The sequence below is a fragment of the Nocardia sp. NPDC058658 genome (assembly GCF_042716665.1).
GTDB lineage: Bacteria > Actinomycetota > Actinomycetes > Mycobacteriales > Mycobacteriaceae > Nocardia.
Genome location: NZ_JBHXRR010000001.1, coordinates 339630 through 351338, shown reverse-complemented (window position 1 = coordinate 351338; position 11709 = coordinate 339630). Strand labels below are relative to the sequence as shown.

Annotated in this window: 12 protein-coding genes; 9 read left to right on the top strand and 3 right to left on the bottom strand. The window is 66.9% G+C overall.

All coding sequences use genetic code 11. The annotated features are described in order from the left end of the window. Positions 1 to 9 precede the first annotated feature (9 nt). Both ACFWUP_RS01630 and ACFWUP_RS01625 read left to right on the top strand, forming a co-directional pair. Complete coding sequence (locus ACFWUP_RS01630; RefSeq protein ID WP_379229712.1) at positions 10 to 1137, top strand: Mrp/NBP35 family ATP-binding protein; 1128 nt, start codon at positions 10 to 12, stop codon at positions 1135 to 1137. Between the two features lie 76 nt (positions 1138 to 1213). Further along, on the top strand, positions 1214 to 2041 hold the full coding sequence (locus ACFWUP_RS01625; protein ID WP_379229711.1) for an IclR family transcriptional regulator: 828 nt from the start codon (positions 1214 to 1216) through the stop codon (positions 2039 to 2041). Here the strand turns inward: ACFWUP_RS01625 and ACFWUP_RS01620 are convergent. Further along, positions 2038 to 3723, bottom strand: coding sequence for an FAD-binding dehydrogenase (locus tag ACFWUP_RS01620; RefSeq protein ID WP_379229710.1), 1686 nt, complete (start codon positions 3721 to 3723; stop codon positions 2038 to 2040). The genes ACFWUP_RS01625 and ACFWUP_RS01620 overlap by 4 nt on opposite strands. Positions 3724 to 3821: 98 nt before the next feature. On the opposite strand from ACFWUP_RS01620, the gene ACFWUP_RS01615 reads away from it, so the two are divergent. Both ACFWUP_RS01615 and ACFWUP_RS01610 read left to right on the top strand, forming a co-directional pair. Then, positions 3822 to 4034: a hypothetical protein gene (locus tag ACFWUP_RS01615; protein WP_379229709.1), complete on the top strand. Its 213-nt coding sequence runs from the start codon at positions 3822 to 3824 to the stop codon at positions 4032 to 4034. A gap of 190 nt (positions 4035 to 4224) precedes the next feature. Then, a complete protein-coding gene (locus tag ACFWUP_RS01610; RefSeq protein WP_379229708.1) occupies positions 4225 to 4878 on the top strand; it encodes a cutinase family protein in 654 nt (217 codons plus the stop codon). Between the two features lie 7 nt (positions 4879 to 4885). Here the strand turns inward: ACFWUP_RS01610 and ACFWUP_RS01605 are convergent, their stop codons facing one another. Continuing rightward, the gene (locus ACFWUP_RS01605; RefSeq protein ID WP_379229707.1) at positions 4886 to 5482 is read right to left on the bottom strand and encodes a TetR family transcriptional regulator; all 597 of its coding nucleotides are present in this window, start codon (positions 5480 to 5482) and stop codon (positions 4886 to 4888) included. A gap of 149 nt (positions 5483 to 5631) precedes the next feature. Between ACFWUP_RS01605 and ACFWUP_RS01600 the strand changes: the two genes are divergently transcribed. The 5 genes from ACFWUP_RS01600 (at position 5632) to ACFWUP_RS01580 (ending at position 9406) form a co-directional block, all read left to right on the top strand. Next, a complete protein-coding gene (locus tag ACFWUP_RS01600) occupies positions 5632 to 6858 on the top strand; it encodes an alkane 1-monooxygenase (RefSeq protein WP_379229706.1) in 1227 nt (408 codons plus the stop codon). Beyond that, on the top strand, positions 6858 to 7031 hold the full coding sequence (locus ACFWUP_RS01595) for a rubredoxin (RefSeq protein WP_379229705.1): 174 nt from the start codon (positions 6858 to 6860) through the stop codon (positions 7029 to 7031). The genes ACFWUP_RS01600 and ACFWUP_RS01595 overlap by 1 nt, the downstream gene beginning before the upstream one ends. After that, positions 7028 to 7210, top strand: a complete 183-nt coding sequence (locus tag ACFWUP_RS01590; RefSeq protein ID WP_379219407.1) for a rubredoxin — start codon at positions 7028 to 7030, stop codon at positions 7208 to 7210. Before ACFWUP_RS01595 ends, ACFWUP_RS01590 begins: the two co-directional genes overlap by 4 nt. Further along, positions 7207 to 8400: an NAD(P)/FAD-dependent oxidoreductase gene (locus ACFWUP_RS01585; protein ID WP_379229704.1), complete on the top strand. Its 1194-nt coding sequence runs from the start codon at positions 7207 to 7209 to the stop codon at positions 8398 to 8400. The genes ACFWUP_RS01590 and ACFWUP_RS01585 overlap by 4 nt, the downstream gene beginning before the upstream one ends. Positions 8401 to 8521: 121 nt before the next feature. Beyond that, complete coding sequence (locus tag ACFWUP_RS01580; protein ID WP_379229703.1) at positions 8522 to 9406, top strand: NAD(P)H-binding protein; 885 nt, start codon at positions 8522 to 8524, stop codon at positions 9404 to 9406. Between the two features lie 58 nt (positions 9407 to 9464). Here the strand turns inward: ACFWUP_RS01580 and ACFWUP_RS01575 are convergent, their stop codons facing one another. Next, positions 9465 to 11498, bottom strand: a complete 2034-nt coding sequence (locus tag ACFWUP_RS01575; RefSeq protein WP_379229702.1) for an SDR family oxidoreductase — start codon at positions 11496 to 11498, stop codon at positions 9465 to 9467. Between the last annotated feature and the right edge of the window lie 211 nt (positions 11499 to 11709).

The following is an 11709-nucleotide window of genomic DNA, read 5'->3' as shown; positions in this document are numbered from 1 at the left end:
GAACAGCTCATGGAATTCCCGACCGAACCGCAGATCAGAACCGCGCTCGCCGGTGTCGACGATCCCGAAATCGGCCGCCCCATCACCGAATTGAACATGGTCGAGACCATCGACATCGGCGAGCGTGGCGCCGTCACCGTGCGCATCCTGCTCACCGTCGCCGGCTGCCCACTCCGGACCGAGATCGGCAACGACATCCGCGAAGCCGTGACGGCGGTGCCCGGCGTCACCGGGATCGATATCGACTTCGGCGTGATGACCGAGGACCAGCGCCGCGATCTTCGCATTCAGCTGCGTGGAACCGAGGAAACGATATCGGCACTCGCGCAACTGGATTCGCCGACCCGCGTGTACTGCGTGGTCTCGGGCAAAGGCGGGGTGGGAAAGTCCAGTGTCACCGTCAATCTGGCGGTGGCGCTGGCCCGGCGCGGTCTGCGCGTCGGCATCATGGACGCCGACGTCCACGGACACTCGGTGCCCGCGATGCTCGGCATCACCGCCACGCCCACCCTGGTGGAGCGAATGATGATGCCGCCCACGGCCTTCGGGGTGCGTGTCATCTCGATCGGCATGTTCGTCGACGACAACGCCCCCGTCGTCTGGCGCGGTCCCATGCTGCACCGCGCGCTACAGCAGTTCGTCAACGACGTGTACTGGGGCGAGCTCGACATCCTGCTGATCGACATGCCGCCCGGCACCGGCGACATCGCGATCTCGCTGGCTCAATTGCTGCCCGCCGCTAAGCTTCTCGTCGTCACCACCCCGCAACGCACCGCGGCCCGCATCGCCGAACGTGCGGGCGCAGTCGCCGCGCAGACCGGTCAGCGAGTGGCAGGCATCATCGAGAACATGTCCTGGTACGACACACCCGACGGCACCCGCCACACTCCCTTCGGCGCGGGCGGGGCCACCGCGGTGAGCCGTGCGCTGAGCGGCCTGCTCGACACCCACTGCCCCGTCATCGGCCGGATCCCGTTCGACCCGACGGTCTGCGCGGCAGGTGACGAGGGTGCGCCGTTCGTCCACACCGACCCCTCCTGCGCGCCGTCGAAAGCCGTCGGGGAGATCGCGGCAACCCTCGCGCCGATCGTGCGCCGCCCACTGCCGGTGACCCCCGTCACCCCGGCGACGGTCTGAGTTCCTGGCGAAATAGTGCGTAAGCGGAGCTGACGGCTCTAGTCTGTTACCGCTACACACTGTGGAGGTTGGATCAATGACGGTCGAGATCGTGACCGAGCCGGCGCCGGAGGATCTGTGGACCGGATCGGGCCAGGCGACCGGTGCGCCGCCGACGTCGATGATCGAGCGGATGACGCTCATCCTGGACGCGTTCGACGCCGCCACTCCCACGCTGACACTGCTGGGGCTCGCCGAACGCACCGGGCTGCCGCGCTCGACCGTGCACCGCATCCTCGACCAGATGATCCGGTTGCGCTGGCTCGCGCACACCCCGGGCGGCTACCGGCTCGGGCTGCGGGTGCTCGAACTCGGCGGGCTCGCGGCCGAGCAGAACGAGCTGCGCGAGGTGGTGGGGCCGTTGCTCTACGAACTCAGTCAGCGCACCGGAATGGTGGGCCACCTCGCGGTGCTGGACGGGCGCGAGGTGTTGTTCCTCGACCGGTCGGGTGGTCGTGGTCGGATGGTGATTCCGACCCGCGTCGGCGGCAGGCTGCCCGCGCACACGACCGCGGTCGGCAAGGCGCTGTTGGCCACGCTGGAACCCGGGATCGCGGAGGCCTCGCTGCGCGGCAACGCCGTCGCACGGACCGCGCGCACGATCGTCGACCGCGCCGAACTGCTCCGCGAACTCGCGCGCATCCGCAACCGTCAGGGTGTGGCCGTCGATACCGAGGAGTCGTTGCCCGGCGTCGGCTGTGTGGCGGTGCCGATCCGTGGCCGCGGTGTCGCGGTGGCCGCGATCTCGCTGTCTGGCACGGTCAGGGGTGAGCGCACCGCACTCGACACCGCGCGCCTGGCCCGCGCGCTCGCCGAGGTGGCCAAGGAGGCATCGCGCACCCTGGCACCTCGGCACCCGCACTAGGTGGTCTTCGCGATCGCCCTTCCGGCAGCCCGGCCCGAGAAGATGCACCCGCCGAGGAATGTCCCTTCCAGCGCGTTGTAACCGTGCACGCCGCCACCGCCGAACCCGGCGACCTCACCGGCGGCGTACAGGCCGGGGAACACCGCGCCGTCCGGGCGCAGCACCTGGGAATCGAGGTCGGTCTGCAGGCCGCCGAGAGTCTTGCGGGTGAGCACATTGAGGCGCACTGCGATGAGCGGGCCGTGGGACGGGTCGAGGATGCGGTGCGGTTTGACGACACGGACCTTGTCGCCGAGGTACTTGCGGGCGCTGTTGATCGCGACCACCTGCGCGTCCTTGGCGTAGGAGTTGGCGACCTCGCGGTCCCTGGCCACGATCTGGTGTTCGAGGGTGGCCACGTCCAGCTTCGGTCCGCGGGCGAGCTCGTTCATGCCGTCCACGAGCTCGGCCAGTGATTCGGCGACCACGAAATCGACACCGTGCTTCTTGAACGCCTCCACCGGGCCCGGCGCACCCTTGGCGAGCCTGCTGCGAGCCGTGAGTTTCAGGTCCTTGCCGGTGATGTCGGGGTTCTGTTCCGAACCCGACAGGGCGAATTCCTTCTCGATGATCGACTGGTTCAGCACGAACCAGGAGTAGTCGTAGCCGGTCGACAGGATCTGCCGCATGGTCTCGTTGGTGTCGAAGCCGGGGAAACACGGTGCGGGCATGCGCTTTCCGCAGGCGTCGAACCACAGCGACGACGGGCCGGGGATGATGCGGATGGCGTGATCGGGCCAGATCGGGTCCCAGTTGTTGATGCCCTCGGTGTAGTGCCACATCCGGTCGCGGTTGACCAGCGCGGCGCCGGCCTCCTCGGAGATGCCGAGCATCCGGCCGTCCACATAGGCGGGGACGCCGGAGATCATCGTCTCCGGGCACGGGCCGAGCCGTTCGGTGGGCCAGTTGCGGCGGATGATGTCGTGGGCGTGACCGATACCCCCCGAACTCACGAGCACCGCGGGCGCCCGGAAGGTGAACTCGCCCACCACATCCCGGTTCGATGCCTGGCCGCGGTCGGTGTCCGACGGTGCGAGGACGCTGCCGCGCACGCCGGTGACGGCACCGTCGTCGACGATCAGTTCATCGACGCGATGACGGAAAGCGAAGCGGACCTTCCCTTTTGCCTCACCCGCCAGGACCGGCTCGAGGAACACACGCAGTACTTCGGGGCCGGTGCCCCAGGTGAGGTGGAACCGGGGCACCGAGTTGCCGTGGCCGTCGGCCATGCCCCCGCCGCGCTCGGCCCAGCCGACCAGTGGGGTGAAGCGCAAACCCAAGGCGTGCAGGTAATCTCGCTTCTCGTCGGTCGCGAACCGCACGTAGGCCCGCGCCCACTCGCGGCCCATCCGGTCCTCGTCCTCGCGATCGAACCCGGCCGAACCCAGCCAATCCTGTAGCGCCAGTTCGTAGGAGTCCTTGATCTTCAGCCGACGCTGCTCCGGGCTGTCGACCAAGAACAGCCCGCCCAGCGACCAGAACGCCTGCCCGCCGAGGTTGGCGCGATTCTCCTGATCGAGCACCAGCACCTTGCGGCCGGCGAGGACAAGTTCGTGCGCGGCGACCAGGCCCGCCAGTCCGGCCCCGACGACAATCGCGTCGGGAGTGAAATCTTCGGTGGGCTCAGGCGCTGTGCTCGACATGCCACGGAACGTAGCATTGGTTCGTCGGCGGGCGGGGCCAAGTCCTGGAAAACGCCCTGACCAGCGATATTTCATTCGATGAAAGGCTCGACACGCTCATGAACGTCCGAACCCGTACCGGCGCCGCCGTCCTCACGCTCGCCGTGGTAGCCGGCCTCGGCGCCACCTCCTGCTCGAAGTCGCGCTGGTGCGAGCGCGACCTGGGCGATGTCCACGTTGCCGACTCCTACTGCGAACGCAATGTGCCGGGCTACGAATGGGAGCCCGATCACGACAAGCCCAAATACAAGAAGAAGTCCAAGAAGCACTGAGATCAGCGCGGGGCCTGGTGTGCCGCAGGCGATCCGAGATGTAACCGTGGCGCAGCCGATGCCGAGTTCGCGCCATGTGTAGGTAGGTCAGCGGGTATTCCACCATTGAGCACGCCGAATGTCATTGGGCAGGAGGCGAATCGCTCTTTCTCTATTCCTCACAACGGCGTGAGAAGGGTAGGTGGTCGTCATGACCTATCGGAAGGTAGTTCGTATCGTCGCAAGGCACACAGCGCGAGCGCTGTCGGTGTTGCTACTGGCTGCGGGAATCGGGACAGCGATGTCCCCCGGAATGACAGCGTGGGCGCAGGATTGCGCCACGATCGACGTCGTCATCGCCCGCGGCACAGTAGAACCCGGCTATCTGGGAGCTGCAGTCGGCGACCCGCTCTACGCGGTTCTGAGCGCCCAACTACCGGTGGACACCACCGCCCACCGCGTGGAATACCCCGCCGACCTCCTCGTTCCCAGTACATTCAGCGACGGCACCCGGGCAATGACCGCCCACCTGATCAACCAGGCGGCGGCCTGCCCCGACCAACGCTTCGTCCTCGTCGGCTACTCCCAGGGCGCGGTGGTCACCCACGCCGTCCTCGGCTCCGCGGCAGTCCCCGGTGCGTGGGTACTACCCCCCGAACTGTCCTCCCGCGTCGTCGCGGTCCTCCTGTTCGGCGACCCCATGCGCCTGATCGGCGGCACAGTCACCCACCTCTACGCCGACCGCACCGCAAACTATTGCGCCGCAGGCGATCCGGTGTGCGCGGGCGGAATCTTCCCGACCGCCCACGGCAGCTACGAGTGGGCCTTCGCGGCCGCGGCCGGACAGGTGAGCGCACGATTGTGAGCCCTGCTCATGGCATGACTCCGGACAGGACAGCGCCGATCTGCGCCACCGCGCGGTCGACGCTGCCTGTCGGCTGGAACAAGTGACTCAGCGTCAGGCGGACCATGATCTCGACGACCGAGGTCAGCTCGTCATCGGTTATGGACGCGAATTCGTACTGCTCGCGGACGGTGGCGGTGAGCGCGGCGACGGCCCGCCCGAGTATCGGTTCCGGGTCGCTCACCAGTGCGGGCAGCAGGGCGGTATCGCCGTCCTGACGAGCTGAGAGCACCGCCTTGATCAAGGTGTTGTCGCCCGCGGTGCGCAGCGTGTACTCGGCGGCGGCCGTCATTCCTGCGAGCGGGTCGGCCGGATGTTGCGCCAGCGTCCCGGCGACTCCGGTCAGGTAGATGCCGGTCTCGCGCTCGATGAGGGCATCCGCGAGTGCCTGCTTGGTGCCGATCTCCTTGTAGAGAACCGGCCTACTGATGCCGACCTCCTTGGCGACCCGCGACATGTTGACCGCGCCCCAGCCCTCGGCGACGACCATCGTGCGCGCGGCGTCGATCATCCGGTCGCGCAGCAACTGGCGCATTTCTGCCTGAAAGTTCGGTGGTTCTGCCACGTGATCATCCTACATGTGTTAGCTGATGTGCTTGATCGTTGACAATATGCTCATAGCTGTATCCAATCGGAACAACAAGAGCTATTGTGTAAACGAAGGCGACTTCGAGCGAGCAGATGTCCGAAGTCTCAGTGATCAGGAGAATGCCAATGACGACATCGCGAATCGGCGAGCCCGCAGCATCCACAGCACCGCCGCACTGGCGAGATCCCAAGCGATACTTGTGGCTGTTCGGGCTCGTCGCCCCGAGCGCGACCCTGTTGGCGACCGGTTTCGTGTGGGTCTTCAACCAGTTCGGCTGGCAGGCCGTGGCTCCCGTGTGGTGGTGGCTCGGGCCGATCCTGCTGTATGTGCTGCTGCCCACCCTTGATCTGTTCTTCGGGCCCGACGGCAAGAACCCGCCCGAAGAGGTGATGGAGCAGCTGGAGAACGACAAGTACTACCGCTACTGCACCTACGCCTATATTCCGCTGCAGCTGGTCAGCCTGGTGTTCGCCTGTTACCTGTGGACCGCGGACAACCTGTCCTGGCTCGGCGTAGACGGGGGTCTCGGCCTGATCTCCCAGGTCGGCCTGGCCTTCAGCATCGGCACGATGGGCGGCGTCGGCATCAACACCGCGCACGAACTCGGCCACAAGAAGGACGAACTCGAGCGTTGGCTGTCGAAAATCACGCTGGCGCAGACGTTTTACGGTCACTTCTATATCGAGCACAATCGTGGCCACCATGTGCGTGTCGCGACGCCGGAGGATCCGGCCAGCGCTCGATTCGGCGAGTCGTTCTGGGGTTTTCTGCCGCGCAGCGTGTGGGGCAGCTTGACGTCCTCATGGGAGCTGGAGCGCACCCGGATGCATCGACTGGGCAAGCGGACGTTCTCCCTGCAGAACGACGTGCTCAACGCTTGGCTCATGTCGGTGGTGCTGTGGTCGGCGCTGGTGGCGGTCTTCGGTCCGTCGATCCTGCCGTTCCTGGTGATTCAGGCGATCTACGGTTTCTCGTTGCTGGAGACGGTGAACTACCTCGAGCACTACGGTCTGCTCCGGCAGAAGACCGCCTCGGGCCGCTACGAGCGCTGCACTCCCGAGCACAGCTGGAACTCCGACCACATCGTCACCAATATCTTCCTGTATCACCTGCAGCGGCACAGCGACCATCACGCCAACCCCACCCGCCGCTACCAGATCCTGCGGCACATGGACGGCGCGCCCGAGCTGCCGAGTGGCTATGCGAGCCTGATCGGCCTGGCTTACCTGACTCCGCTGTGGCGCAAGGTGATGGACCATCGCGTTCTCGCCCATTACAACGGCGATATCACCCGGGTGAACATCCAGCCGAGCAAGCGGGCGAAGGTCCTGGCGAAGTACGGAGTGAACTGATGGCTTACCGCTGTCCCGTCTGCGATTACGTCTACGACGAGCAATCCGGCGCTCCCCGTGAGGGTTTCCCGCCCGGCACTTCCTGGTCGGAGATCCCCGACGACTGGTGCTGTCCCGACTGTGGCGTCCGTGAGAAGGTCGATTTCGAGCTGAAGGAAGGCGCGTCCCGATGAGCGACTACAAATTGTTCCAGTGTGTTCAGTGTGGCTTCGAGTACGACGAGGCCCTCGGCTGGCCCGAGGACGGTATCGAGCCCGGCACCCGCTGGGACGACATCCCCGACGACTGGTCCTGCCCCGACTGTGGTGCCGCCAAGGCCGATTTCGACATGCGGGAGGTGAGCCGCGGATGAGCGGGCGGATCGTCATCGTCGGCACCGGTGTCGCCGGTGCCACCGCCGCCCAGACCCTGCGCCGGGAGGGCTACGCCGGCGAGATCGTGCTCGTCGGCGCGGAACCCGACCTGCCGTATCGCCGACCCGCGGTCTCCAAGGAACTGCTCGCGGGCACCACGCCGTTCCAGCGGGTGGTGCTGAGGCCGGTGAAGTTCTGGACCGACAGCGCGGTCGATCTGCGTCCGGCCACGCGGGTACGCGCGATCGACACCGACAGTGCGACAGTGCGATTGAGTACCGGCGAGGTGCTCGGGTACGACAGCCTGCTGCTGGCCACCGGCGCTCGAGCGCGCACCATCGACACCGCGTCGACCCGCGTGCATACCCTGCGGACACAAGCCGACGTCGCAACGCTGCAAGGTGCGATCGATGCGGGCGGCTCGCTGCTGATCATCGGCGGCGGACTGATCGGCTGCGAAGTCGCCGCCACCGCCCGCGGTCTCGGTGCCGAAGTGACCCTGTTGAACTCCGGCCCCGCGTTGCTCGATCGGATCGTGCCGCAGGCTGTCTCGGACCTGGTGCGCGAAATCCACGTCGAGCACGGTGTCATGGTCGAGAACAGTACTACCACAACACAACTCGTCGACACCGCCGACGGCGTCACCGCCACCACCACAGACGGCCGCACCATCACCGCGACCGCCGCCCTGGTCGCTATCGGTTCGGTCCCCGACACCGCCCTGGCCGAATCCGCAGGCATCGCGGTGAACGACGGCATCATCATCGACCAGCACTACCGCACCTCGGCCCCCGCAGTCTTCGCCGCAGGCGACGCGGCAACCGGATTCAACCCGCGCCGTGGCGAATTCGAGCGCGGCCAACACTGGAACACCGCAATGTCCGACGGCGCCGCAGCCGCAAAAGCCATCCTCGGCCACCCCGCAACCCCCGCCGAAATCCCCTGGGGCTGGACCGACCAACACGGCCTGTCCATGCAATTCGCAGGCTGGATCCATCCCCACGACGACCTGGTCATCGACGGCGACCTGAACTCCGGAGACTTCCTCGCGATCGCCCTGGAGAACGGCCGCCCAGTCGGCGCCGTCGCCATGGCAAGACCGAGAGAACTTCGAGCCACCCGCACCCTCATTGCCGCGGGGGCCCCGTGGTCGCCGAGCTCATCCCTGGACCTCGTTCGATCGCGCTGAACAGCGGGCCAACCGTCTGGCCTGGGTCCAAGGCGGCGGGCATCAGCGCTACCAGGAGCCGGATCCGCCATTATCCCGGTTGCGGTCAGGAAGTGGCCGCAATGGGCTTTAGCGTGGGTTTATGGGACTTCGCGAGAGTGAGAAGCGGATTGTCGTTACTACGCCGGTGGGGCATGTGGGGGCCCGGGTCGTGCAGTTGTTGGTGCAGGCGGGGGTTCGGCCGACGGTGCTGATGCGCGATCCGGGGCGGCTCGATGGTGCGGTGCGTGAATTCGTCGACGTCGTGCAGGTTGATCAGGGGGATTCGGAGGCGGTGGTGCGGGCTACCGAAGGGGCTGATCGGTTGTTCTGGGTGGACCCGCCTGCGCTGGTGGCGGGGGATCCGGTGGCGGGGTATGCGCGGATGGGGGCTTCGGCGGCGCGGGCTGTTGTCGAGAACGGGATCGAGGCGACGGTGTTTGTCAGTAGTGGGGGCGCCGAGAAGCGGGGCGGGGCGGGGGAGATCGACGGGTTGGCGCGGACCGAGGAGTTGCTCGATGGGACCGGAGCGAATGTGGTGCATCTGCGGTGTGGCTACTTCTTCACCAACCTGCTGACTCAGCTCGATGAGATCAGGGCGGGCACCCTGTCCACGCCGTGGCCGTTGGACCACGCGATGGGGTGGGTGGACCCGCGCGATATCGGGGAGGTGGCCGCGGTCCGGCTGCTGTCGGATGCGTGGTCGGGGCGGGTCGTGCAGGCGGTGCACGGGCCGCAGGATCTGACCTTCACCGATGTCGCCGAGATCCTGGGCAGTCAGCTGGGGCACGAGGTCACCCCGATTCACCTCGCCGACAACGAGTTCCGGGAAATGCTGCGATCGGCGGGCCTCGGAGAGAGGCAGATCGATGGCATCGCGGGCATGTCGGCGGGATTGAGCTCCGGCTTCGTCGCCGAAGACCCACGCACAGTGCTCACCACCACGCCGACGACCCTCGCGGCCTGGGCGAGCACCAACCTGCGGTGAGCAACAACCGGCCGGTCGCGACATCGAACGTTGTGACCGGCCGGTTCTCAGTGGTTGCTCACCAGTGCACGCCGGGCAGAATCCGGCCCACCCTGGCAGCGGATTGGGGCATCACCATCAGCGGAGCGAACACCGGACCCAGAACGGTGAGGGCATTGCGCATCGGCTCGGCAGGTTCGACCGGCTCGGCGGGTTCGGCCACGACCGCGACCTCGCCCGGCTTCCGCTGCGCCGCAGTGGATTCCCCGAACAGACGGAACCCGGTGTGCATGATCGTGCGCTTGAGCGACGGCAAGAACATCTCGACCGCCTGGGCGAACGTGCCGACGGGTGTGTCGATGCGATCGGGGCGCTCCAGCAGTGCGCGAATCACGATGTCGGCCGCCTGATCCGGATCGGGCAGCGGCAGGTAGCGGTACACCTCGGTCGGCGCGATCATCGGGGTGCGGACGAGCGGCATCCGGACGGAGGTGAAAGTGACGCCGGCGCCACGGTTTTCGACGGCGGCGATCTCGCTGAAGTTGTCCAGGGCGGACTTGCTCGCCGCATAGGCGGCGAAGCGGGGCACCTTGGTCTGCACGGCGATCGAGGAGATATTGACGATGTGACCGAAGTGGCGTTCGCGCATCGACGGCAGCAGGCCGAGGATCAGGCGAACGGCACCGAAGTAGTTGACCGCCATGGTCCGTTCGAAGTCGTGCATGCGGTCCACGGAGTTGGCGACCGAACGGCGGATGGAGCGGCCCGCGTTGTTGATCAGGTAGTCGACGTGGTCGTGCTCGGTGAGCACCGTCTTCACCAGCAGCTCGACGCCCTCGGCATCGGTGATGTCGCACGGGTAGGCGAACGCGGTGCCACCCTCGGCGCGCACGGATTCCGCTGCGGCAGTGAGGTCTTCGACGCCGCGGGCGACCATCAGCACGATCGCGCCACGGCGAGCGACAGCGTGGGCGGTCGCCAGACCGATCCCCGAGGAAGCGCCGGTGATCAGGACGGTGCGGCCTTCGAGCTGAGGCGCGTTCGCGGCTTGCCGCCCACGATTCGGGTCGAGGTTGGCACGCCAGAAATCCCACAGGCGATCGGCGTAGGTGTCGAAGGCGGGCACGGTGAGCCCGGGCAGCTGCGCCCGCGTGGAATCGGAGATGAACTCCGCGGTGAAACCGACGTGCGGCGCCACCTCGGCGGGAATGCCCGCCTGCTCGAACAGGAAGTCGCGCACCGCATTCGCGCCTGGCACGTGACCGAGACCGCTCAGCGCACGCGCACTGCCCGGCACGGTGCCGATCCCGACCGGACCGCCCGCGGCGGTGGCCAGCGCGCGATAGATCTCCCCGAACGGTTGCGGGCGCGGGTTGACCAGGTGGAACGTGCGCCCGTCGAGACCTTTGCGTCGCACCAGGCGCACCATCGCCTCCGCGACGTAATCAACCGGCACCACGTTGGTCGCGCCCAGATCGGGCAGCGGCAACGGCAACTCGGACGGCAGGGCCGACAGCGCGGAGATGGCGGAGAAGAAGTAGTACGGGCCGTCGATCTTGTCCATCTCGCCGGTGCTGGAATCCCCGACGATGATCGCCGGGCGATATACCCGCCAGCGCAGGTCGTCGGCCTCGCGAACGAGTTTCTCCGCGGCGAACTTGGTGCGGTGATACGGCGAGGTCAGGTTCTGGCCGAGGTCGAAATCCTCCTCGAAGAACTTGCCCGGGTGATCGCCTGCCACCGCCACCGAGGACACGTGGTGCAGGGTGGCGTCGAGGCTGCGGGCCAGCTCGATCACCGAGCGGGTGCCCGCCACATTGGCGGCGTGGGCTGTTTCCTCGTCGGCGGTCATGTCGTAGACCGCACCGAGGTGCAGCACGTGATCGGCTCGCGGGGCACCGTCACCGAGGCCGAGGCCTTCGGCGGTCAGGTCACCGACCAGCGCGAAGACACGATCGCTGTCGGGATGTTGCGCATTGTGCGCGGTGAACTTGGCCAGCGATTCGGCGCGCACCAGCACGTGCACGATCGCGGTGGGGTCGGCCGCGAGCAGCCCTCGCACCACGCGCCGTCCCAGAAATCCGGTACCGCCTGTCACGATGTAGGAAACCATCGCCCCTCCTGAAAATCTCGAAACACGGTGTCGCGCAACAGTGATCGGCATGCGGCGGTGGATGCGAAATCAACGGTTGAGGTCCAGCAGCAAAGTGGCTGCAGAGAAACCGGACACATCGTCGTCCCGGCTGGGCCTAACCGTACTCGCCAGTAACCTTGCCGGGCAAGCTTTCGGGTGTCTGTGACCGTGTGGGGTTTGTCACCCGTCG